Below are 23,042 nucleotides of genomic sequence, written 5' to 3'. Positions count from 1 at the left end.
GGGTGCCCCGGGGCGGCAAGCCCTACTTGGCGGCGGCGCTGGTCCGGGGCAGGGCGCGCACGGCGTTCAGCATGCGCTCCACGTGCTTGTCCGGGTTCAGGTTCTGGTAGTAGTAGGCGACCTTGCCGTCCGGCGCGATCACGTAGGAAAGCCGGTTGGCGAAGTCGGGCCGGGTCTGCATGAGGGCGTCGAAACCCTGGATCACGGCCTTGGATTCGTCGGACGCCACCGGAAACCGGTTCTGGCACGACTTGACCGAGAACTTCGACAGCGTGCCGATGTCGTCCGCCGAGACGCCGATGACCGTGGCGCCCAGCGCGGTGAACTTGTCGATGGCTTCGGCGAAGGCGTGAGCCTCGATGGAGCAGTCGTTCGAGTCGGCCGCCGGAAAGAAATACACCACCACCGGGCCCTTGGCGAGCGCGTCGGCCAGCGAGTAGCGGAAGGTCTTGCCGCCCAGCGCGGCGTCGGCCGTGAAGCGGGGCACCGGGTCGCCGATGTCGAGGGCCGCCCAGGCGGGGTGCGAAAGCACCGCAAAAACAGCCGTCAAGGCGATGCGTGAGAGGTTCGTTCGGGCCATGATGCAACTCCGCAGCTGTGTGGCCGGAATTCTAGGCTTCGGGGGCGGCGCCTGAAACCGGCACCCACCGGCCGACGTACAGAAAGCACGGACATAGATGGACCAACGGAAGCACTTTTCATGAATGCCTGGCTTCTACCTTTGCGCATCGCGCTCGCTAGCCTGCTGATCGCGGCGCTCGGCGCCTGCGGCTCGCTGCCGGTGGCGCGCGAGCGGCCCGCCGAGAACGCCGCGGCCGCCGACCTCACCACCCCGCTCGCCGCGATCGTGGCCGCCTCCACGCCGCCCGGGGAGCATTCGGGCTTCCGGCTGATGCCGCTGGGCGTGTACTCGCTCGATGCCCGTATCCAGCTCGCGCAGCGCGCCCAGCGCTCGCTGGTGGTGCAGTACTACCAGCTGGAGAACGACGCCGTCGGCCGCCTGCTGCTGCGCACCCTGCGCGAGGCAGCAGCGCGCGGCGTGAAGGTGCGGGTGCTGGTGGACGACCTCTACACCGTGAAGAGCCAGCAGCTGCTGCTCGCGCTGTCGGAGACGCCGAACGTCGAGGTGCGGCTCTTCAACCCCTTCTGCTGCGGGCGCAACGGCTTCCTGTCGCGCTTCGCGGCGTCGCCCTTCGAGATCGGGCGGCTCAACCACCGCATGCACAACAAGCTCTTCATCGCCGACGGCGTGATGGCCGTGGTGGGCGGGCGCAACATCGCCGAGGAATATTTCGTGCTGAGCGAGGCGCAGAACTTCATCGACATGGACGCGCTGGTGGTCGGCAAGGTGGTGCCGCAGCTCGAGTCGATCTTCGACGCCTACTGGAACAGCGTGCAGGTCTGGCCGATTGCCGACATCGTGGCGGGCGAGGGCGGCCGCAAGCCCGGCACCGCCGACTTCGACGACTGGGTGAACATGGCCGCGCCGCCGCCGAAGATCGTGCTGCCGCCCTCGGACATCCTGGGCTACGGCCCCATCGCCGAAGAACTGGACGGCGGCCGCATGGGCCTGCTGTGGGGCGAGGCCCGCGCCATCGCCGATCCGCCCACCAAGCCCGCGACCATGACCGCCGACGAAGCTATCGCCACCAGCGTGACCATGCAGGTCTGGGCGCTGATGCTCGACGCCAAGACCGAGGTCGACCTGACCTCGCCCTACCTCGTGCCGGGCGAGCGCGGCATGGCGGCCTTCCAGGAGCTCACGCAGCGCAAGGTCAAGCTCACGCTGGTCACCAACTCGCTGGCGGCCAACGACGAGCCGCTGGTGCACACGGGCTATGCGCGCTACCGCGAAAGGCTGCTGCAAAGCGGCGCCGACCTGTACGAGCTGAGCCCGCAGCGCACCAGCGCGGGCGAGCGCTTCGGCATGTTCGGCAAGTCGCTGGGGCGGCTGCATGCCAAGACCGCGGCCATCGACAAGACGCGCATCTTCATCGGCTCGATGAACCTCGACCCGCGCTCGGCCAGCCAGAACACCGAGATGGGGCTGGTGGTCGAGAGCCCGCAGCTCGCGCGCGAGATGCTGCGGGTCATCAACATCAGCAAGCTGCAGAACTCCTACCGGCTGCGGCTGGCCAAGGGCACTGGCACGCTGCAGTGGCTGACGAACGACGGCGAGAAGGAAATGATCCTGACCTCCGAGCCGGAGTCGAGCTTCTTCCAGCGCTTCTACAACATGCTCATCGCGCCCGTGGTCCCCGAGATGCTGTTGTAGCCTCGGGGGATGGCGCAGATTTTTACTTCGTTGTCGGCCCCGCAGGTCATGCTGTGGGGCCTGCTTTTCTTTGGCGGGATCTATCTCGGCTTCGGCGGCCTGACGTGGCTGCTGACGAAGCGCCTGCTGCCCGCGCTGGGCATCGGGCGGGTGCTCGATCCGCGGCCGCTGCAGCCGGGGCAATTGCGGCGCGAGCTGGGGCAGTCGGGCGTGTCGGTGCTGATCTTCGGGCTGGGCATGGTGTTCCCGTGGGGCTTGCTGCAGCTGGGCTGGGCGCGGCTCGACGGCGACGCGGGGTGGCTGCGGATCACGCTCGAAATCCTCGTGCTGGCGATCTGGAACGACGTGCATTTCTGGGTCAACCATCGCCTCCTGCACACGCGCTGGCTGCGGCGCTTTCACGGGCCGCATCACCGCTCCTTCGTGACCACGCCCTGGGCCACCTACAGCTTTCACCCGATCGAGGCGCTGATGCTGGGCAACGTGATCCTGCTGCCGATGGTGGTGCACGACTTCAGCTTCTGGTCGCTCGCGGCGGTGCCCGTGTTCAGCCTGTTCTTCAACTGCGTGGGGCACTCGAACTACGATTTCTTCACGGGCGTGTCCTACAGCCACTGGTTCGCGGCGAGCCGGCGGCACCACTTGCACCATGCCGTGCACAACGGCAACTACGGTTTCCAGTTCACCTTCATGGACCGGCTGTTCCGCACGCGCATTGCCGCCGATGCGGCCGAGCCGCTTTTCCAGGCCTTTCGCAAGAAGCATGGCACCGCCGCGGCCTGACGCGCGACGCCGCATGCCGAGGTTGCGCCACTGGCGGGACTGGCAGAGCCTTGTCTACCTCGCGGCGCTGCCCGCGCTGGCGGCCTGGCAGTGGGTGCACGGCTTCAACGTCGCGATGTACGCACTGATGCTGTTCCTCACGCTCGGCATCGGCGTGATCCACCACAACCATGTGCATCTGCGCATGTGGCGCGGACGTCGCCTGAACCGGCTGACCGACTTCTGGATCACGCTGCTGCAGGGGCACCCGACCTTCGTGTTCTGGCCCGCGCACGTGGCCAACCACCATCGCCACAGGCACGGGCCGAAGGACGTGGCGCGCACCTATCGCTTCGGCGGCGACACCAATCACCTTTGGGGCTACCTGTTGCATCCGTTCCAGGCGGTGTGGGTGCTGATGCCGGTGTTCTTCGGCTGGCTCGCGCGGCTGCGGCGACACCAGCGCGGAGCGTGGCGCTACTGCATGGCGCAGTACGCGCTGTGGCTGGGAAGCTGGGCGCTGCTGCTGGCCATCGACTGGCGCAAGGCGCTGCTCTTCGTGATCGTGCCGCAGCTGCATGGCCTGCACTGGCTGCTGGCGACCAACTACCTGCAGCATGCGCACGCCGACGGGCGAAAGCCGGCGCGCACGGGAGCGCCGGGCGATACCCCGGGTAGCCGGCTGAACTACGCCCGCAATTTCGAGGGGCTGGTGAACCCTTTGCTGTTCAACATCGGCCTGCACACCGCACACCACGAGAACCCGCATGCCCATTGGTCCGAGCTCACGCATCTGCACAGCGCGCGTTACCGCGCGCAGGTCGATCCGGTGCTCAACGAGGGCGGGCTGGTTCCGTACATGGTGCGCGTGTTCGTGCTGGGGGCCGTGTGGCCGCGTTTTCGCAGCCGCTCGCTGATGCCTCCCGATTCCTCAACCCACTGAACCATGCCTGTTTCATTCCAACGCGTGTACCTCGAAAGCGCCGGCTACTTCATGCCTGGCGAGCCCATTCCCAACGAGCGCATGGACGCGTACATCGCGCCGCTCAACCGCATGTCGGAGCGCATCAAGCGGCGCATCCTGGCCGAGAACGGCATCCTCACGCGGCACTACGCGATCGATGCGGAAGGCGTGACGCAGCACACGAATGCGCAACTGGCGGCCGGCGCCATCCGCGACTGCATGCGGCGAGGCGGGGCGGAGCTGTCGCGGGTGTCGATGCTGGCCAGCGGTTCCTCGGGCGGCGACACGCTGATGCCGGGCTTCGCCAACATGATCCAGGGCGAACTCGCGGCGCAGCCGATGGAAACGCATTCGGTGCACGGCATCTGCGCGGCGGGCGTGTCGGCGATCCAGGCGGCGGCGCAGGGCATCGAACTGGGCGCGCACCGCTCGGCGCTGGCGGTGGCCAGCGAGATGCCGTCGCGCCTCTTCAAGCGCTCGCGCTTCGCGGCGCGTGGCTACGAGACCGACTTCGACTCGCACTTCCTGCGCTGGATGCTGTCCGACGGCGCGGGCGCGCTGCTCCTGTCCGACGGCTCGCCCGCGCTGGCGGGTTCGCCGGGGCTGCGGCTGCGGCGGAAGTGGGTGCACCAGCGCGCCTTCTCGGGCGACTACCCGGTCTGCATGCAGCTTGGCCTGACCGAAGACCGTTCCCGCGGCCACCTCGACTTCGGCTCGTGGGCCGAGGCAGAAGCCGCGGGTGCGCTCTCGCTGCGGCAGGACATCCGCCTGCTGCCGCACCTGTTCGACATCGGCATCCACGAATACGCGGGGCTGGTGCGCGACGGCTGGGTCGATCCGAAGCGGGTCGACCACTTCCTGTGCCACTACTCATCGGAGAAATTCATCCCGGTGGTGGAAGACCTGATGGCCAAGGCCGACCTGTCGATTCCGCGCGAGCGCTGGTGGAGCAACCTCGCGTGGCGCGGCAATACAGGCGCGGCCTCGATCCTCGTGATGCTGGCCGAGTTCCTGCACACCAAGGCGCTGAAGCCCGGCGAGCAGATCTTCTGCTACGTGCCCGAGTCGGGGCGCTTCATGGCGGCGTACATGCTGCTCGAGGTGGAAGCGGTGGACGCCGCGCCTGCGGTGGTCGCGCCGCGCGCGGCGGTGGCGGCGCCCGACGACGACCTGGTCATCGCTCCGCCGCACGACCCGGCGGCCGCGCCCGAAGGCCTCGGCGCGCTGCTGACCGAGCTGGCCGCCATCTGGCACGACTACCGCTCGCGCGTGTGGCGCACACCGCTGGTGCGCCAGATCCGCGAGCGTCGCTTCGCCGTGCCCGACTACCTGAACTGGATGGAGCAGTGGGTGCCACAGGTGCGCGAGGGCAGCCTGTGGATGCGCGAAGGCGCGGCCTCGCTGAGCGAGCCGTACCAGATGCTGGCCTCGCTGATCGGCGTGCACGCGGGCGAGGAGCAGAACGACTTCAACATCCTGTTCAGCGACTACCGCAAGGCCGGCGGCACGGTCGAATCGATCGACGAGCTGCGCCGCAACCCCGGCGGCGAGGCGCTCAACGCCTACCTGCACGGCCTGGCCGCCACGCGCGACCCGATCGGCCTGCTGGGAGCGATCTACATCATCGAGGGCACGGGCCAGCGCATCGTGCCGGCGCTGCTGCCGCTGCTCAAGGCCAGCCTGAAGCTGCCGCCCGACGCTTTCCGATTTCTCGAATACCACGGCCACAACGACGAGCACCACCTGAGCCGCTGGCTCACGGCCGTCGAGATGGTCATGGCCGTCGAAGGGCAGGCCCGTGCCGCCCGCCAGATCACCGACACCGCGCGCCACACGGCCGCGCTGTACCTCATGCAGTTCCAGCACATCACGGAGCGAATGACCGATGCCCAGCAGCAGAACGCCTGATTTCCTGACCCAGGCGCACGACGAGCGCGACCCCAGCCCCTGGCTGGCGCTCTACCTCGACCAGAGCACGCCGCTGCCCGACAACGTGAAGGAGGCCTGGCTGGCCGATTCGAGTTCGGGCTCGCGGCAGTACCTGCTGCCGTTCCTGCGGCCGCTGGCGCGGCTGACAATCGTGCTGATCCAGATCGTGAAGGTGTTCGTGCCGCGCAACTGGTCGCACTCGATGCTGCTGCACCGCTTCCTGGCCTGGGGGCTGAAGCGGTTTGTGTCGCCCGAGGCCAACTGGCTGATCCTGCGGCACTTTCACCTGGGCTCGCAGGTGCTGGCCTTCATCGGGCGCAATTCGCCGGCGCCCGTGGGCACCAACCCGCTGGAGCCGGCCGACATCGACGCGCTGAAGGACGAGATGTTCCTCAAGCACGACCTGAACCTCTTCAACTTCGTGATCCGGCTGAACACGGCCCTGCGCGACAAGGGCCTGACGCTGTGCAAGGCCGAAAAGGTCGATTTCTCGATGATCAAGGAGCCCGGGTTGCGGCTGGAGGACATGCCCCAGGGCAGGCTCAACTTCCTCGACCTGCAGAGCGCCATCGAGCTTTTCACGCCGCTGTACCAGCTGATGCTGACGGACAACGACTTCTGGCGCGCGGCCAACTCCTTGCAACTGGACGAAACCATCGGCATCTACACCGCGACCATCCTCGCGGCGCCCGAGCACCTGATCCTGGTCAACAACAAGCACCCGCTGGTGCCCCTGTCGACCCTGCGGGCAGGGCACCGGCTGGTGATCCACGGGCTTTCGACCGAAATGCTGCACAGCCTGCTCCAGCGCATGCAGGCGGCCCAGAAGGCCGGAGAAGAGGAGACATCCCTGTACGAGCAGCCACTTGCATAGGCGTATGCTGCCCCCAGATGCAAACCATGAACACGACCCGCAATCCGTCTCCAAAGACCGATCTGGCAGTGACCCACGTGCTGGCTCAACTGCTGGAAAAGCTCGAGCACAGCCCCGTGCCCGTCGGCGCCGAGCAGTACCGCTCGGTGGTCGAGCACCTCGTCCACGAGTTCGAGGATGTCGAACAGGGCGCCGAACTCGGCCGCCTGCTCGACGCTTATCCGGCCGCGGCCGAGGTGTACGAAAATATCAACTATCAGCACGCCGGTCTCTGCCGGTCGGCGCTCGATGCTTCTCTTTCGGCCGAAGTCAGTGCCCGTGAAGCCATTGCCCGCGCCATGCGCGGTGCCCAACCGAACAACAAGGACATGACGCATGGCGAAGGGTGAAGTAAAGACGGCAGTGGTGGCGGACGGCCTGCGCTACAAATCGAAGACGCCGGGTTCGCCTTTCCGCGCCTCGGCGTCGTTCAGCGGGGCGACCATGTCCTGCTTCATGTGCGGCAAGCACCGCGTGCGCTCGCAATTGCGCACCCGCCAGGTGCTGGGCAAGTCGCAAACGGTTTGCGCGCCTTCGTGCAAGGCGCTAGACGAAGCACTGGAATAAGTCGCCCGCTCGTTGCCGCTAGCACGGCGGCGAGACGTTTTGGCGACATTTCCTTGCGTGCCAGTCGCGGATTGACTTCCCCAGAGACTCGATTTGGATATACAGTTGGAAACAAATAATGCACGTAATTGCATTTATTCAAAAGTTCTAATTTCAGTCGACTCAATGAATTGCAGCCAAGCCGTTGACGCCCTTCGCAGGGCGTGGATTTCAACGCTCGCAAAGGGGTTCAGCCATGGCTAAGCCGCGTCACGTTGTCATGCAGGTGGTCAGGCGTTCATCGGGCAGCGCCACGCACCACGTCGAATTCCTCATGGACGACAACTTCGCGGAGCGGCTGCGCCAGCTGCGTTCCCTGGTGCCGCCCCTAGGCAGCCTCAACAAACAGCGGGATCTTGTCATCGACAAGGTGCGCGTGCGCCTGCCGAATGCCATCTGGCGCTCGGGCAACGAGATCGACGCGGACGGGGGCGTGGACGGCTCCTGCATCGTGATCGCGGCCGAAGGCTCGTTCAACTGCGGTGGCAAGGACCGCAAGACGCGCGAGAAGCTCGTGACGTACAACTTTTCTATTGCACGCCTGATCGAGCTGCATGCCGAGCGCACCGAAGGCGAAACGCTCTACATCCGCGACGGCGTGTTCGCCAACGACGAACCGGCCGAGTCGCCGGCCGGCCGCTGGGTCACGTCGCTGCACGAACTCGAAGTGGTGATGCGTGTGCCCGACGCCCCGTCGGACTTCGACACCCTGCACGAGTTGACGCTGCGCCCCGAGCACCAGCAGCCCGCCGGCAACACGACGCAGCGCGCCACCTTCTTCTGAGCTTTCAGCGGGCCGCGGCTGCTTCCGGCGCCGCGCCCACGGGCGTGTACTGCGCCCGGTTGTTCTCCAGCCAGCGTTCGGACAAGGTGCTGTCCTGCTGCATCGGATGGAAATCCGCGCGCAGGTAGCTGCGCCAGCCGGCGAGGTTGCCGCGCAGCAGGCCGTCGCGGCTCAGCAGCACGCGCGCCGCGCTTTTCCATGTCGACCACTTCCACAGCTGCTTTTCGTGGCGCAGGTTGTCGATGGTCTGGCGCATCAGGTCGCCCAGGAACATCATCGTCACGCGTCGGAACCAGCGCTTGCGCCACTCGTCGGAGCCGCCAGCGGCCTTGTAGATGTCGAAGGCGACGCTCTTGTGCTCCAGCTCTTCCGCGCTGTGCCAGAGCCACATGGTGCGCAAGCGGGGCTCGGCGCCGTCGAGGATCTCGGGATGGGCCAGCAGCCATTCTGCGAACATGGCGGTGAAGTGCTCGGTGGCCGCCGTGACCGCCAGCGCATGGCGCGGATCGGCGTCTTCCATCAGGGTCAGGCGCTTGCTGGCGCGCGCTGTCCAGCCGTCGACAAGGCCTTGCTTTTCGAGATGGCTGTTGAACAGCGAGTGAATGCGGCGGTGCGTCGCTTCCTGGCCGATGAAGCCGCGCACGTCGGCGCGGTACTGTTCCTGCACCTCGGGGGGCAGGGTGGCCACGGCGTCGCGCACGGCGTCGATGAAGAATTGCTCGCCGAAGGGGAAACTCATCGACAGGGCGTTGAAGAAAGCGGTCGAGAATGCATCGCCGCCGCACCAGTCGCGTGCGAACGGCGGTTGCAGGTCGATCAGAAGGCGTCGGACAACGAGTTCAGTCATGAAATCAAGCCTCGAAAAATACACGGAATGCGTGGGAGGAGGGTTGGTACATCTTCGTACCGCATGCCTCCATGGTGCAATCGCTTGTTGGTACTGTCAAGTACCGAGACGTAGGAAAATGTGCCATCCATGAGCGAAACCATCGAAAAGGCAGTCACGCCGAAGTCTCCCGAGGGCCCCGGGAGCGAGCATTACAACCGGCTGCTCCAGGGCATGGCGCAGGCGGTGGCGGCCAAGGGCTACGCCGAGACGACCATCGCGGACATCGTGCGCGAGGCCGCCGTGTCGCGCCGTACCTTCTACGAGCATTTCAGCACCAAGACCGAGTGCCTGATCGCGCTCTACGAAACCGCGAGCCGGCTTGCGCTGCAGGCGGTGAGTGAAGCCTTCGACCCGGTGCAGCCCTGGCATGCGCAGGTCGAGCAGGCCATGACGGCGTATTTCGATTACCTCGCGCAAGATCCGGTTCTGCTGCGCACGCTCTTCGTGGAAATCCTCGGGCTGGGCATGCCGGGGCTGGTGGTGCGGCGCCGCGTGAACGACGAGATCGCCAACTTCATCCAGGTCGCGATCAACAGCGCCGGCTGCGCCGAAGAGCCCGCTGCGCACCTGACGAGCGAAATGGCGATGACGGTGGTCGGCGGCATCAACGAACTGGTGCTGCAGGCCATCGAGCAGGACCGCGCGGGCGATCTGCGCGAACTGGTGGTGCCCGCGACGCGGCTGGTGCGTGCTGTGGCGGCCGAGAGCCTGCGCTAGGCGCGCCTGGGCTCGGTATTGCCGCGCGGTGTGGCGGCCAGCCACAGCGTCAGCAGCCCCGCCAGCGTCAACGCCAGCATCACGCCGATGTAAGGCAGCACGTCGTGCAGCGGCGCGCCCATCTGGTTGAGGCGCAGCGAGCCCTGGATGCCCGCTGTGCTCGGAAACACCCAGCGCAGTGCCTGCAAGGGCCCCGGCAGGGCCTCCACCGGCCATGAGAAGCCCGAGAGAAACGCCATCGGCAGGGCGGTGAACAACAGCACCTGCAAGGCCCGCTCGCGGTCGCGGAACCAGCAGCCCAGCAGCAGGCCGAGCGTGCAGATGGCCGGCACGTAGAACGCGAGCAGCACCATCGCCCCCAGCGGGTTGCCACCGCGCGGATAGTCCTGCAGGAAGAACACCCAGCCGAAATAGAACAGCCCGCTCAGGAAGCCGAAGCCCGATAGCGCCCCCAGCCGGCCCAGCCACGCACCCATGGTCGCCCGCAGCCGTCCGGCCTCGGCCCAGGTGCCCGCCAGCATGGCCGCGCCCATCAGCAGCGTCTGCTGCAGGATCAGCAGCGCCACCGCCGGCACCACGTAGCTGCCGTAGCCTTCGGTCGGGTTGAACAGCGCCACCAGCTGCGTGTTGAGCGGGCTGCGGCTGCGTGCCGCCTGGACCGCGCTCTGGCCTCCGGCCTGCAGCTTGCGGATCTCGACCCCCGCCGATACGGTGCCGACCGCCTCCGAAAAGCCGTACAGAACCGCCTTGTTCAGCAGCGCATACGCGCCGTTGCCTTCGATGGTGACGACCGCCGACGTGCCGCGCAGCACGCTGCGCTTGAGGTCCGCGGGCAGCAGCGCGTAGCCCTCGATCTCGCCGCGCCAGAGCGCCTGCTGCGCCTCGTGCACGTCGGACGTGACCATGCGCACGTCCAGCCGCGGATTGGCCATCGCGAAGCGCGCGATCTGGCGCGACAGCGCGCTGTGGTCCTGGTCGACCACCGCCACCGGCACGCGCGTGACGGCCTGCGTGCCGTAGGGCCACGGGTAGAAGAAGCCGTAGATGATGGGCGCGATCAGCATGATCAGCAGCACGCCCTTGTCGCGCAAAACGGCCAGGGCGGTGTCGCGCCAGGCGGCGCCGAAGCGGGTGCGGTCGTCCGTCGGCATCAGCGGCCTCCCCAGGTGTCGGGCGCGCGGGCCGCGCGCACCAGCGCGGCGGCCGAGGCGGCGAGCAGCACGGCGGTGCCCAGCACCATCCACAGCGGCGTTGCCACCGAATAGAGCACTGGCGCGCCCATCTGCAATTGCTCCATCTGCACGCGGATGTAGTGCGTGTACGGCAGCAGGTTGGCCCACATGCGCGCGAAGAACGGCATCGCGACCAGCGGAAAGCCCACGCCGCCGAAAGCGAAGGCGGGCGCGGTGATGAAGCCGGTGGCCGACAGCGCGGTGCGCAGCGAGCGCGTGAGGCTGGACGCGAACGCGCCGAGCGCGATCGACAGCGCCAGGAACACCACGAGCGCGAACAGCGTCCAGCCGAGCGAACCGACGGGGTGCCACCCGCGTCCCGCCGTGATCCACACCATGGCCGCGATCGCCACCGCGGAAAGGCTCAGGAAGGGCAGCGCCAGCTTGCCCGCCAGCGCGGCCAGCGCCTCGTGCCAGCGCGGCGCCGCGCCGAGCCAGGCGCCGATGCTGCGGTCGCGCAGCTCGCGGCCCACGGCCCAGGCGCCGGCCGTCATCGCGAGGATGTGCAGCAGCGCGGGAATCAGTGCCGCGCCAAGGAACTGCTCGTAGTCGGTCGAGGTGTTGAACAGCGCGACCATGCTCGCCTTGATCGGCTCCATGCTTACGCGCGCGGCCGTCATCGATTCGCCGCGCTTGTTGCGCACGGCGAGCTCGACCCCGCCCGACACCGTGGCCACGGCGGTGCGCACGTCGCGCTGGATCAGGCTCGAATGCGTGCCCAACTGCGCGTTGTGCAGCAGCACGACCTGGCCGACGCGCCCCTGCTTGACGTCGCGGCTCAGGTCGCGCGGCAGCTGCACCGCCGCGTCGACGGCGCCGCTGGTCAGCGCGCGCGCCATCTCGCCTTCGTCGCTGTACTGCTGCACCACGCGCAGGCCCGGCGTGGCATCAAGAAAGCGCACCAACTGGCGCGAGAGCGAGGAGTGGTCCTGGTCGAGCACGCCGATGGGCAGGCGCTCGGGCAGGCCGGCGGAAAAGATCCACCAGATCAGGAACACCGCGAGCAGCGGCACCCAGGAGATCATGGCCAGGTCCCAGGGGCGCGTGCGCAGCAGCGCGAACTCGCGCCGTGCGCTGGCAGCGGAAAAGCCGCGCAGGCTCATCGCGAGCTCAGTCGACCAGCACGCTCATGCCGGGCCGCGCGCCGTCGATGGGCTTGAGCGGGCGCGCGCGGACCTCGAAGGTGCGCACGTCGAAGCCCGCGCCGCCGCGGGTGGCGCGCCAGGTCGCGAAGTCGGGCAGCACGGCGCTGTAGTAGACCTTGAAGCGGGCGGTGCGCTTGCCTTCGGGCAGCGCGGGCAGTCGGGCGTCGAACTCGTTGCCGAGCGCAAAACGGGACAGCCGGTCTTCGCGCACGTTGAGCACCACCCACTGGTCGTTCAGGTCGACCACCGTGACCACGGCCACGCCCTGCGGCGACAGCTCGCCCACCTTGGCCAGCACCTTCGCCACTTCGCCGCCGACGGGGCTGCGCAGTTCGGTCTCGGCCTTGGCGGCTTTCGCCTCGGCCACCACGCCGGCCACCTGACGGGCCTGTGCGCTGGCAGCGGCCTTGTCTTCGGGGCGGGCGCCGGTGCGCGCCATGTCGTACTGCGCCTTGGCCGCGATGGCGGCGTCGCGCGATGCCTTCCAGTTGGCTTCGGCCTCGTCGCGCTTCTGGTCGGCCACCAGGCCTTCGCGCGCCAGACCGTCGACGCGGCGGAACGAGGTCTGCGCCAGTTGCGCTGCGGTTTCGGCGCGCTGCCACTGCATGCGGGCCATTTCGACTTCCTGCGGGCGGGCGCCGTTCTGCGCCTTCTCGGCCACGGCCTGCGCGGCCTGTTCGGCGGCGGTGGCCTGGGCGAGCTTGGCGCGCACTTCGGGGCTGTCCATGCGCACCAGCACGGCGCCGGCCTGGATGCGGTCGCCTTCCTTCACCGCGACTTCGGCGACGCGCGCCGTCACCTTGCCGGCAACGTCCGTCTCGCGTGCTTCCATCTGGCCCTGGAACACCTCGGGCGCGGGCTGCGACGCGCGCCAGAAGCCCCAGACCAGCAGCGCGAGCACGAGCAGCGCGACCAAAATCGCGATCAGTTTTCGGGTCTTGGCACTCATCATCAATTCACCTTCACGTCGGCACGCGCGATGTAGTCGGAAAACTTCTCGGAAAGGCCGGCGCTTTCGAGCAGTTGCGCGAGCGCCTGCACGTAGTCGTTGGCGGCTTGCGCGCGTTCGGTCAGCACCTTGGCCTGGTTGGTCTCGGCGTCGATCAGGTCGAGCGTGGTGCTCGTGCCCTCGCGCAGGCCGGAAGTGCGCAGCTTGACGACCTCTTGCGCCAGCTCGACCGAGGCCTTCATTTCCAGGTACTGGCGCCGCGCGTTTTCCAGCGCGCGCCAGTTGCGCTCGACCAGCAGCGAGATGTCGCTGCGCGCCTGCGCGTCGGTGCGCTCGGCCTGTTCGACCTGCTTGAGCGACGAGGCGGACAGCGCGTCGCGGTCGACCGAGTCGTACAGCGTCCAGCGCACGCCCAGCCCCGCCACCCAGTCGGCGTTGCCGCTTTTGATCTCGCGCGTGCCGAAGGCGATGACCTGCGGGCGGCGCAGCGCTTCCTCGCCTTCGTGCAACTGCTCGGCCTGCGACTTCTTGGCCGCGACCTTGCCCAGGCCCGGATGCCGGGTGAGCGCAGAGTCGATGAAGTAGCCGAGCGGCTCGATCGGCGTGCTGATGAGGAACAGGGGCGTCTGCGGGGCCACGGTGCCGTCGGCGCGCAGCGTGCGGGCGAGCGCCACGCCGGCCAGGGCCGCGTCGTCTTCCGCCTTGCGGGCGTTGCGCCGGGCTTCTTCATACGCGGCGCTGGCCTGCAGCCGCTCCACGCGCGAGATCACGCCGGCCGACAGCATCTTCTGCGCGGCCGAATCGTGCTGCGCGATGGTGCGCTCGGCCTGTGCGCGCAGGGTGGCGGCGCGCTGCGCGAGCTGGGCGCCGAAGTAGCGCTGCACCAGCAGGGTGTCGACCTCGTGGCCGGCCTGTTCGGCATCCGCTTCGGCCTCGCGCGTCTGCGCCGACACGAAGCCGCGCACAGCGTCGGTCGCGCCGCCGAGATAGATGGGCCACACGGCGGAGATCGAAGCGTTGGCGCCGCTGTCGTGCCGGTTGAGCGTGTAGCTGTTGGGCAATTGAGGAATCGGCACGCGCGAGACAAGGCTCTGGATCGACGACGGCAGCGCCGAGCCGATCTGCCCGAGCTTCTGGTTGAGCGGATCGAGGTCGAGGTTGAGGTTGGCGTTGTAGGCATAGGCCAGCCCAGAGACGGCGACCGTCGGCCCGCCCAGCCCCTTGAGGCCCTGGCTCTGCAGCTCCTTGGCATCGACGGCCGCGCGGGCGGCGGCCAGCTTGTCGGAACGGTCGACCATGCGGGCGCGGGCGGCGTCGAAGCTCAGCGCCAGGGTGCCGTCGCTGCGCGCCTGTGCTTGCGCAAAAGCCGAGCCGCACAGCATGAGCAGCGCCGGCAGCAGCAACAAGGATGAGTGAAGGGGGCGGGTGCTTGTCATCGGTCAGGCGGTCTTGTGCAGCAGGGTGTCGAGCTCCTGCTGCAGGATCACGGGGAACGCGGCTTGCACCGCGCCGGTGGCGAGCGGACGGGCCTGCTCCAGCAATTGCGCCATGCGTTCGGCGTCGATGGCGTCGCCCGACAGCAGGCTGTCGGCCAGGGTGCGCAGCCAGTGCCGCGCCACGGTGCGCAGCGTGCGCGCCATGGTTTCCTGCATGCCGATCACCTGCTCGAGCGGCAAGCCGAGTGCGGCGAGCTGCTCGGCCACCTGTCCGAGGGCGGGGCTAAGCATCTGCACCTGTCCGTCGGGCAGCTCGCGCATCAGGCCGGCCTTGGTGGCGCGGGCGAGCAGGGCGGGTGTCATCTGGCCTTTCCACTTGGCGGAGAGGGCCTTGGCGGACACGACCACGGGCGTTTCAGAGGCGAACAGGCTGCCCGACATCGAGCGGGCGACCGAGACGAGGTCGCCCCACACCGAAGCCGGCGCGCGGCCGAAGATGCGTCGGATCGCCTCGATGCCGAAGCCTTGCTCGCGCAGTTCCCGGATCAGGGCGAGGCGCTGTGCGTGGTCGTCGCCATAGAGCCCGAGGCGGCCGCGCAACCGGGGCGGTGGCAGCAGCCCGGCGGTGGTGTAGGCGCGGATGTTGCGCACCGTGACGCCGGTGCGCGTGGCCAGTGCCTCGATGGAGAGATCGTCGGCGGCAGGCGTGGCGTCGGCAGCGGGCACGGCGGGCGTGTTCATCTGACAGATTGTATGTTACATCGAAAGTGTTGCATCAATCAGACCTGGATCGTGGGCTTGTAGTCTGCAAGCAGTACGTCCTTCCACTTGCCGAAGATGGCCATCAGGCCCACCGCCACGGCGCCCGAGAGCAGCACCACGCCGCAGGCATGGACCCACCCGTTGTCGAAGGCGCCGAACATCACAGCGCGGAAGGCCTGTACCACCCAGCTGAACGGCAGCCAGCTGTGCACCGTGCGGAAGAAGCCGGCCGACAGTTCAACCGGCAGCACGCCGCCGCCGGCCGAGAGCTGCAAGGTCAGCAGCAGCACCGTGAGGATGCGGCCGAAGTCGCCGAACACATGCAGGATGGCGAACAGCACCACCAGGAACACCAGCGATGCCAATGCCATCGTGAGCGCCAGCGCCGCCACGTTCGGCGCCTGAACCTCGAGCACGCCCAGCAGCGTGGCCAGCACCAGCGCCACCTGCAGCAGCACGATCAGCGCGGGCACGGTGATCTTTCCCAGCGTCTTGGCGAGCTTGGGGTAGTGCGTGTGGTCCGACAGCACGATGCGGATGTTGAACAGGTAGCCGGCCATCACCGCGCCGATCCAGAGCGCGACCGACACCATGTTGGGCACGAAGGCGCTGCCGTTGTTGGCCACCGGCGCCACCACCTCGACCCTGGGCTCGACCGAATCGGCCAGGCCCGAGGCGCTGCCCTGGATGCGGGTAATGGACGCGGGCAGGGCGGCCTCGATGGTGCGCACGCCGGTCAGCAACCTCTGTGCGCCCTGCGCGAGCTGCGTGCCGCCCTGCACGAATTCGTCGAGCCTGCGGTCCTCGGGCAGCTTGCCGGCCATGGTGCGGATGCCGGCGGACAGCGCGCCCATGCCGTCGGTGAGCTTGCCGACGCCGCCTTCCAGAGCCGTGGCGCCGTCGGTGAGCTTCAGGTTGCCGTCCTGTGTCTTGGACATGGCGGCCTGGGCCTGCTCGAGGCCGCCGCGGAGCTTGTCCGCGCCGCCCGCGAGTTCGCCGGCGCCCCTGGCAATGCGCTCGCCCACGAAGGGAATGTCAGCCGATTCCCGCTGCAGCCGGCGCGCGCCGTCGCCCAGTTGGCCTGCGCCGCCGTGGAGCTGGTCGAGGCCCTCGCCGATCTGGACCAGGCCCGAGCCCAGTTCGTGCTGGCCCGCCGCGAGCTGCTGAGCGCCGCTCTTGAGCGCGCGAAGGTCCGCGTCGGCCGGCAGCTTCGACTGGATCAGGCGGATGCCGCCGTTGACCTGCTTGAATCCGTTGCCCACTTCGCGCGCCGCGGTGCTGTACTGGGCGGCGCCGGAGGCCAGCGTCTGCGAGCCGTCGCGCAGGGCCAGCAGCGCCTGCTTGAGCTGCTCCAGCCGCTGCTGAGAGCCCGCTGCCGCATTGAGCACCAGCGTCCAGCGCTGCTCGTTGAGCATCTCGTTGACCTGGTGCCCCAGTTCGCCCGCGAAGCGGCGGGCGAGGCCGGCGGAGCTGTAGTTGTTGCCCTCGGAGGTGTAGACCACCAGCCGCCCCGCGCCGCGTTGCGCGCCGGGCACGGCGTCGGCGCTGAAGTCCGGCGGAATCAGCAGGGCGAAGGCGAGCGTGCCGCGCCGCACCTCGGCGCGCGCCTCTTCTTCGTTGGTCATCACGCGAAAGCCGAAGGCGCGCTTGGCCAGCAGGGTGGCCGTGAGCTGCTCGCCGACATTCACCGAGTGCGACATGTAGGTCACGCCTCGGTCTTCGTTCACGATCGCGGCGGGCAGGTCGGCCGTGTGGCCGGCCGGGTCCCACACGCTCGTGAGATAGATCAGCGCATAGATCGCCGGGACCACGCCGACCGCGACGATCGCCAGCAGGATGCGCGGAAAGCGCCGCACCACCGCCAGCTCCGCGCATGCAATGGCCAGGGTGCCGGCGATCAGGGCGCGGAGGTATCGCATGGGGCTAGGGAGTGTTCAGCGCCATGACCGGGCGGCATGCGAAAAGGCTCAGGCCGGCTTTTTCTGCGCCGGGTCGTAGAAGAACTGCTCTTCGGCGATGCGCTCGCCTTCCCAGCGCTGCCAGGCAATTTCCTCCATGCGCATCTTGCCGCCGCCCTTGAAGCTGAACTCGAAGATCCAGTGAATGGCCACGTGGTCGCCATTCACCAGCACCGGCCGCACGCAGGTGGACACCACCGACTCGGTGCGCTCCAGCACGGCCGTTTCCTGCGCCACCAGCGTGCTGCGGCCCCGCCGCGGCTCGGCCTGGTTTTCGCGCATGGTCGCATCTTCGGTGTAGTAGTCCTCGATGGCTTTGGCATGCGCGCCGCCTTCGACGGCGGCGATGAACGATTCGAGTCGGGCAGGTGTGGGCATTTCAGGACTTTACTTTGACTTCGACGCGGCGGGCCTCGGAGGGTGGCCCGTCGGCTTGCGATTGCTCGGGCTTGGCCAGCTCGATCTTGTCTTCCGGCGCGCCGGCCGCCTTGAGCGCGTCGCTCACGGCCATGGCTCGCTGCTTGGCCAGTTCGGCATTCTTGGCCGGGTCGCCACTGGCGTCGTGGTAGCCGCTCACGAGCACCGTGCTGCCGCTCTGCACCGCCTTGATGACGTCGGCCAGGGCTTCCCTGGCGTTGGGCGCCACTTCGGCGCTGGCGGTCGCGAAGTAGAACTTGACGACGCCGTTCTCGACCTTCACCGCGGCGGTCTCGGCGGCCGATACGGCGCCCGCGGCCACCACAGCGCCGGGCGTCGACGGTGCAGCCATGGCCGCGGGGGGCGTCGCGGCGGGCGGCGTCTCGATCTTCGTCGGCAGGGCGGCTGCCGCGTCGCCGGCGTGGAACTTCACCACCAGCGGCACGATGAGCAGCGCCACGATGTTGATGATCTTGATCAGCGGGTTCACGGCCGGACCGGCGGTGTCCTTGTAGGGGTCGCCCACGGTGTCGCCGGTGACGGCCGCCTTGTGCGCCTCGGAGCCCTTGCCGCCGTGGTGGCCGTCCTCGATGTACTTCTTGGCGTTGTCCCAGGCGCCGCCGCCCGTGCACATCGAGATGGCGACGAACAGGCCCGTGACGATGGTGCCCATCAGCAGCCCGCCCAGCGCCTTCGGCCCGAGCAGCAGGCCGACCACGATCGGCACCACCACCGGCAGCAGCGACGGGATCATCATTTCCTTGATGGCCGCGCCGGTCAGCATGCCCACGGCCTTGCCGTACTCGGGCTTGCCGGTGCCTTCCATGATGCCGGGAATGTCGCGGAACTGGCGGCGCACTTCCTCGACCACCGCGCCGGCCGCGCGGCCCACCGCTTCCATGGCCATCGCGCCGAACAGGTAGGGAATCAGCCCGCCGATGAACAGGCCGACGATGACCATCGGGTCGCTCAGGTTGAAGCTGATGGCCTGGCCGAAGCTCTCCAGCTTGTGGGTGTAGTCGGCAAAGAGCACCAGCGACGCGAGGCCGGCCGAGCCGATGGCGTAGCCCTTGGTCACTGCCTTGGTGGTGTTGCCGACCGCGTCGAGCGGGTCGGTCACCGCGCGCACGCTCTCGGGCAGCTCGCTCATCTCGGCGATGCCGCCGGCGTTGTCGGTGATGGGGCCGTAGGCGTCGAGCGCGACCACGATGCCGGCCATGCTCAGCATCGAGGTGGCAGCCACGGCAATGCCGAACAGGCCCGCCAGCGAATAGGAGGCCAGGATCGCGATGCACACGAAGATCACCGGCCAGGCAGTGGAACGCATCGACACGCCCAGGCCCGCGATGATGTTGGTGCCGTGGCCGGTGGTCGAAGCCTGCGCGATGTGCTGCACGGGCTTGTACTGCGTGCCGGTGTAGTACTCGGTGATCCACACCAGGGCGGCCGTGAGCGCCAGGCCCACGAAGCAGGCGCCGAACAGCTTCAGCTGGCTGCCGCTGGGGGCGATGGCGTTGTCGGGAATCAGCCAGCTCGTGACGAACCAGAACGCGATCAGCGACAGGATGCCCGCCACCGCCAGGCCTTTGTAAAGCGCCGGCATCACGTTGGTCATGCCCGGCGACGCCTTGACGAAGAAGCAGCCGATGATCGACGCGATGATCGACACGCCGCCCAGCGCCAGCGGATAGAGCACCGCGTTGGTCGGCGCCGCCGTGACCATCAGTGCGCCGAGCACCATGGTCGCGATCAGCGTCACGGCATAGGTCTCGAACAGGTCGGCCGCCATGCCGGCGCAGTCGCCGACGTTGTCGCCCACGTTGTCGGCGATCACCGCCGGGTTGCGCGGGTCGTCTTCAGGAATGCCGGCCTCGACCTTGCCCACCAGGTCGGCGCCGACGTCGGCGCCCTTGGTGAAGATGCCGCCGCCCAGCCGCGCGAAGATCGAGATCAGCGACGAGCCGAAGGCAAAGCCGATCAGCGGATTGAGGATGGCCGAGAGGCTCTGACCGGCCGCCGGCGTGCTGCCGGCCAGGAACCAGTAGAAGCCCGACACGCCCAGCAGGCCCAGGCCCACCACCAGCATGCCGGTGATGGCGCCGCCGCGGAAGGCCACGTCCAGCGCCGGGCCGATGCCGTGCGTGGCCGCCTGCGCGGTGCGCACATTGGCGCGCACCGACACGTTCATGCCGATGAAGCCGCAGGCGCCCGAAAGCACCGCGCCCACGATGAAGCCGACCGCGGTGGTCAGGTCGAGGAAGAGGGCGATCAATACGGCGAGCACCACGCCGACGACCGCGATGGTCGTGTACTGTTTGGCGAGGTAGGCGGAAGCGCCGGTCTGGATGGCGGCCGCGATTTCCTGCATGCGCGCGTTGCCGGGGTCCCTCGCGAGAATCCAACTTCGGGCCCAGAAACCATAGGCCACGGCCACGAGGCCGCAGACGATTGCCAGTATCAGGGGGGTGTTGCCGATCATGCCTTGCTTCTCCATTCGTTCGTTGCGACTAGTGGAGACGGGCAGCATGGGCCCTTGCGTGCAACGCGTACGGGGCCATGCTATCCGTCGCGTTGCTTCCTCGAAGCTCGCTGCACCGAGGGTGCGGAGCCGATTGGCCAACGGTTGCAATTTACAGGCAAAAACGAAAGCGTGTGCGACGTCGCGGTGACACGGAAAGTAAACTCCGGGTTTGTCCCCATCCGTCTCATACTTTTCAACTACTCGAAAAACGTCATGTCCTTCGACAAAGTTTCCCCCGGAAAAAACGTCCCCGATGCCTTCAACGTCGTGATCGAAATCCCGATGAACGCCGACCCGATCAAGTACGAAGTCGACAAGGAATCGGGCGCGATCTTCGTCGACCGTTTCATGACGACGGCCATGTACTACCCGGCCAACTACGGCTATGTGCCGCAGACCCTGTCGGGCGACGGCGACCCGGTCGACGTGCTGGTGATCGCCCCCTACCCGCTGCTGCCGGGCGTGGTCGTGCCGTGCCGCCCGCTGGGCATCCTGATGATGGAAGACGAAGCCGGCGTCGACGGCAAGGTGCTGGCCGTGCCCACCGACAAGGTGCTGCCGATCTACAGCCACTGGAAGTCGGTCGACGACGTGAACCCGATGCGCCTGAAGGCCATCAGCCACTTCTTCGAGCACTACAAGGACCTGGAAGCCGGCAAGTGGGTCAAGGTGCTGGGCTGGGAAGGCATCGACTCCGCCAAGAAGGAAATCCTCGACGGCATCGCCAACTACAAGAAGTAAGTTCTGCTGCCTAAAGGCAGCGTCCGGGGGCGCAATGCCCCTGGACCTGCGGCCTCAGGCCCGGACCGCGTCCGAGGCCAGCCGCATCCACTCGCGATTGACCGATCGCGCGTGCGAGTTCCAGTGGCGTGCCGCCTGCTGGAGCTCTTCCCAGTGGCGTTGCGCGCCGCCGGCATCCCCTTGCTGAGCCAGCCACGCGATATAGCGGGCCCGGGTCTCGACCGTGCCGTATTGGCTCAGGGCGCTCTCGAAGGCTTCGCGCGCTTCTTGCTGACGCCCGTCGGCGGCCAGTGCGCGGGCGTTGAGCAGGGCGACTTCGTCGCGCCGATAGTCGTCGCGCGTGGCGCGCAGGGCCTGGATCGCCTGCAGGGCCTCCTGCCCCGAGGCCGGGCCGCCCGCGGCGAGCAGCGCGCTGGCAAGGCCGAACTGAAGCTCGGGGTCGGACGCCAGCGGGCCTTTCAGCGCATCGCGGTAGTGGCCGACGGCGTCGGCGGGTTGGCCCCGGTCGAGCGAGGCCTTGGCCAGGCGCAGCTTGTTCTGGGCGGTGGGCGCGAGGTCATAGGCATCGGCCGCGGCGCGGTACTCGCGCTCGGGATCAATGAAACCGATGGCCGCGCTGGCCACCTTGCCGGCGGTGCGCTGCATGCGCGAGGCCGGCAGGTACTCGACCACGAAATACACGAGGCTGCCCAGGAGCGGAAAGCTGAACAGGATAATCAGCCAGTACATCTGCTTGCCGTGGCGCATGGCATGCACGGCAAAGAACAGCGCGACAAGAACGTGCAGCCCCAGTCCGACGAATGGCATGGTGCGTTTCCCTTTGTGTTGTTGTGGATTCGGGCGTTTTTATAGCAGCCCGACATGGCACGAGCCGGACGCGGTCAGGCGGCCTTGAAGGGGCTGCGTTCGCCCAGATGGTCCATGTAGTTCTCGATGCCGGCGCCCTCGCGCTCGAGAAAGCGTTCGACCGCGTCGGCAAAGGCCGGATGGGCCAGCCAGTGGGCGCTGGTGGTCTTGACAGGCATCAGCGCGCGGGCCATCTTGTGCTCGCCCTGCGCGCCGCCCTCGAAGCGCTTGGCGCCGTGCGCAATGCACCAAGCCAGCGGCTGGTAGTAGCAGGCTTCGAAGTGCAGGCAATCGACGCGCTCCAGCGCGCCCCAGTAGCGGCCATAGGCCACCAGGGGCTCGTCCGGCTGGGTCGAGAGCGCGATCAGGCTCGAGGCCATGGGCTTGCCGTTGCGCTCTGCGATGAACAGCAGCCATGCCTCGGGCATCGTGTCAGCCATGCGGCGGAAGAAGTCGCGCGTGAGGTAGGGCGGGTTGCCGTGCTCGCGGTAGGTGCGCTCGTAGCAGCGGTAGAAAAAATCCCAGTCGGCCTTCGGGATGTCGGCGCCGCGCGACCAGCGAAAGCTCACGCCCGCGTCGGCCACCTTGCGGCGCTCCTGGCGGATCTTTTTGCGCTTGTCGTGGGAGAGGCTGGCGAGGAAGCTGTCGAAGTCGGCGTACTGGGCGTTGGTCCAATGGAATTGCACTGTATTGCGCAGCATGAGGCCGGCCTCGGTGCAGGCCGCGATGTCTTCATCGGCGCCGAACAGCAGATGCAGCGACGACAGTTCTTCCTGCTTGCACAGGGCCACCAAGCCCTGCACCAGCAAGGTGCGGCTTTGGGCATCGCGGGCCAACAGGCGCGTGCCGGGCACGGGCGTGAAGGGCACGGCGACCACCGCCTTGGGGTAGTACGCCAGGCCGTGCTGCTCGTATGCGTTGGCCCAGGCCCAGTCGAAGACGTATTCGCCGTACGAATGGTCTTTGATGTAAAGCGGGCACGCCGCCTGCAACTGCTTGCCGCGCCACAGCGTGACGAACTGTGGCGTCCATCCGCTGGAGGGCGTGGCGCTGCCGCTTTCATGCAGCGCCGAGAGGTATTCGTGGCGCATGAAAGGCGAAGGCTCGGCCTGTGTGGCGAGCAACGCGTTCCATGCCTGCGGGCTCACGTCCGACGGTGACGACAGAACCCGAATGACATAATCGTTCAAGCCTTT

The 23,042-nt window shown here is 67.8% G+C and carries 22 protein-coding genes; 10 read left to right on the top strand and 12 right to left on the bottom strand.

Annotated elements, in window-relative coordinates:
- Window positions 1-22 precede the first annotated feature (22 nt).
- Entirely contained in the window at window positions 23-580 is a 558-nt protein-coding gene (locus L3V85_RS20390; RefSeq protein ID WP_237674540.1) for a peroxiredoxin, read from the bottom strand.
- Between the two features lie 120 nt (window positions 581-700).
- Here L3V85_RS20390 and L3V85_RS20385 point away from each other — a divergent pair, with 120 nt between their 5' ends.
- The 8 genes from L3V85_RS20385 to L3V85_RS20350 all read left to right on the top strand — a co-directional run bounded on the left by L3V85_RS20385 (window position 701) and on the right by L3V85_RS20350 (window position 8,233).
- Complete coding sequence (locus tag L3V85_RS20385) at window positions 701-2,275, top strand: phospholipase D family protein (protein ID WP_237674539.1); 1,575 nt, start codon at window positions 701-703, stop codon at window positions 2,273-2,275.
- A gap of 9 nt (window positions 2,276-2,284) precedes the next feature.
- Window positions 2,285-3,058 carry a sterol desaturase family protein gene (locus L3V85_RS20380; protein ID WP_237674538.1) on the top strand — a complete coding sequence of 258 codons (774 nt, stop codon included), beginning with the start codon at window positions 2,285-2,287 and terminating at the stop codon, window positions 3,056-3,058.
- A gap of 13 nt (window positions 3,059-3,071) precedes the next feature.
- Window positions 3,072-3,980, top strand: a complete 909-nt coding sequence (locus L3V85_RS20375) for a fatty acid desaturase (protein WP_237674537.1) — start codon at window positions 3,072-3,074, stop codon at window positions 3,978-3,980.
- Window positions 3,981-3,983: 3 nt separating this feature from the next.
- Window positions 3,984-5,909 (top strand): iron-containing redox enzyme family protein, encoded by a 1,926-nt coding sequence (locus tag L3V85_RS20370; protein WP_237674536.1) that lies wholly within the window; start codon window positions 3,984-3,986, stop codon window positions 5,907-5,909.
- A complete protein-coding gene (locus L3V85_RS20365) occupies window positions 5,887-6,804 on the top strand; it encodes a DUF6999 family protein (RefSeq protein ID WP_237674535.1) in 918 nt (305 codons plus the stop codon). Before L3V85_RS20370 ends, L3V85_RS20365 begins: the two co-directional genes overlap by 23 nt.
- 17 nt (window positions 6,805-6,821) lie before the next feature.
- A complete protein-coding gene (locus L3V85_RS20360) occupies window positions 6,822-7,193 on the top strand; it encodes a hypothetical protein (RefSeq protein WP_237674534.1) in 372 nt (123 codons plus the stop codon).
- Window positions 7,180-7,410 (top strand): hypothetical protein, encoded by a 231-nt coding sequence (locus L3V85_RS20355; RefSeq protein WP_081266289.1) that lies wholly within the window; start codon window positions 7,180-7,182, stop codon window positions 7,408-7,410. Before L3V85_RS20360 ends, L3V85_RS20355 begins: the two co-directional genes overlap by 14 nt.
- 235 nt (window positions 7,411-7,645) lie before the next feature.
- Complete coding sequence (locus L3V85_RS20350) at window positions 7,646-8,233, top strand: hypothetical protein (protein ID WP_237674533.1); 588 nt, start codon at window positions 7,646-7,648, stop codon at window positions 8,231-8,233.
- A gap of 4 nt (window positions 8,234-8,237) precedes the next feature.
- Here the strand turns inward: L3V85_RS20350 and L3V85_RS20345 are convergent, their stop codons facing one another.
- Entirely contained in the window at window positions 8,238-9,080 is an 843-nt protein-coding gene (locus L3V85_RS20345; protein WP_237674532.1) for a metal-dependent hydrolase, read from the bottom strand.
- A 129-nt stretch (window positions 9,081-9,209) separates the two neighbouring features.
- Here L3V85_RS20345 and L3V85_RS20340 point away from each other — a divergent pair, with 129 nt between their 5' ends.
- Window positions 9,210-9,839: a TetR/AcrR family transcriptional regulator gene (locus L3V85_RS20340; RefSeq protein WP_237674531.1), complete on the top strand. Its 630-nt coding sequence runs from the start codon at window positions 9,210-9,212 to the stop codon at window positions 9,837-9,839.
- Here L3V85_RS20340 and L3V85_RS20335 read toward each other — a convergent pair.
- From L3V85_RS20335 to L3V85_RS20300, 8 genes are read right to left on the bottom strand one after another with little or no spacing between them, the layout of a single operon-like run.
- Window positions 9,836-10,990, bottom strand: a complete 1,155-nt coding sequence (locus L3V85_RS20335) for an ABC transporter permease (protein ID WP_237674530.1) — start codon at window positions 10,988-10,990, stop codon at window positions 9,836-9,838. The two genes, L3V85_RS20340 and L3V85_RS20335, sit on opposite strands and share 4 nt — an antisense overlap.
- Entirely contained in the window at window positions 10,990-12,174 is a 1,185-nt protein-coding gene (locus L3V85_RS20330; RefSeq protein ID WP_237674529.1) for an ABC transporter permease, read from the bottom strand. The genes L3V85_RS20335 and L3V85_RS20330 overlap by 1 nt, the downstream gene beginning before the upstream one ends.
- A 7-nt stretch (window positions 12,175-12,181) precedes the next feature.
- The gene (locus L3V85_RS20325; RefSeq protein ID WP_414080141.1) at window positions 12,182-13,168 is read right to left on the bottom strand and encodes an HlyD family secretion protein; all 987 of its coding nucleotides are present in this window, start codon (window positions 13,166-13,168) and stop codon (window positions 12,182-12,184) included.
- Window positions 13,168-14,601 (bottom strand): TolC family protein, encoded by a 1,434-nt coding sequence (locus L3V85_RS20320; protein WP_237674527.1) that lies wholly within the window; start codon window positions 14,599-14,601, stop codon window positions 13,168-13,170. Before L3V85_RS20320 ends, L3V85_RS20325 begins: the two co-directional genes overlap by 1 nt.
- Before the next feature lie 3 nt (window positions 14,602-14,604).
- The gene (locus L3V85_RS20315; RefSeq protein WP_237674526.1) at window positions 14,605-15,342 is read right to left on the bottom strand and encodes a MerR family transcriptional regulator; all 738 of its coding nucleotides are present in this window, start codon (window positions 15,340-15,342) and stop codon (window positions 14,605-14,607) included.
- A 38-nt stretch (window positions 15,343-15,380) separates the two neighbouring features.
- Window positions 15,381-17,282 carry a YhgE/Pip domain-containing protein gene (locus L3V85_RS20310; RefSeq protein ID WP_237674525.1) on the bottom strand — a complete coding sequence of 634 codons (1,902 nt, stop codon included), beginning with the start codon at window positions 17,280-17,282 and terminating at the stop codon, window positions 15,381-15,383.
- Between the two features lie 48 nt (window positions 17,283-17,330).
- Window positions 17,331-17,699: a nuclear transport factor 2 family protein gene (locus L3V85_RS20305; RefSeq protein WP_237674524.1), complete on the bottom strand. Its 369-nt coding sequence runs from the start codon at window positions 17,697-17,699 to the stop codon at window positions 17,331-17,333.
- A 1-nt stretch (window position 17,700) separates the two neighbouring features.
- Window positions 17,701-20,217, bottom strand: a complete 2,517-nt coding sequence (locus L3V85_RS20300) for a sodium-translocating pyrophosphatase (RefSeq protein ID WP_237674523.1) — start codon at window positions 20,215-20,217, stop codon at window positions 17,701-17,703.
- A gap of 255 nt (window positions 20,218-20,472) precedes the next feature.
- Between L3V85_RS20300 and ppa the strand changes: the two genes are divergently transcribed.
- The gene (ppa, locus tag L3V85_RS20295; RefSeq protein WP_081266300.1) at window positions 20,473-21,000 is read left to right on the top strand and encodes an inorganic diphosphatase; all 528 of its coding nucleotides are present in this window, start codon (window positions 20,473-20,475) and stop codon (window positions 20,998-21,000) included.
- 54 nt (window positions 21,001-21,054) lie between these two features.
- On the opposite strand, the gene L3V85_RS20290 is transcribed toward ppa, so the two are convergent.
- Window positions 21,055-21,807 carry a hypothetical protein gene (locus tag L3V85_RS20290; RefSeq protein WP_237674522.1) on the bottom strand — a complete coding sequence of 251 codons (753 nt, stop codon included), beginning with the start codon at window positions 21,805-21,807 and terminating at the stop codon, window positions 21,055-21,057.
- A 74-nt stretch (window positions 21,808-21,881) separates the two neighbouring features.
- Window positions 21,882-23,036 carry a GNAT family N-acetyltransferase gene (locus L3V85_RS20285; RefSeq protein WP_237674521.1) on the bottom strand — a complete coding sequence of 385 codons (1,155 nt, stop codon included), beginning with the start codon at window positions 23,034-23,036 and terminating at the stop codon, window positions 21,882-21,884.
- Window positions 23,037-23,042: the final 6 nt, after the last annotated feature.

The sequence above is a fragment of the Variovorax paradoxus genome (assembly GCF_022009635.1).
Taxonomy (GTDB): Bacteria; Pseudomonadota; Gammaproteobacteria; order Burkholderiales; family Burkholderiaceae_C; genus Variovorax.
This window is presented reverse-complemented; position numbering and strand designations above follow the sequence as displayed.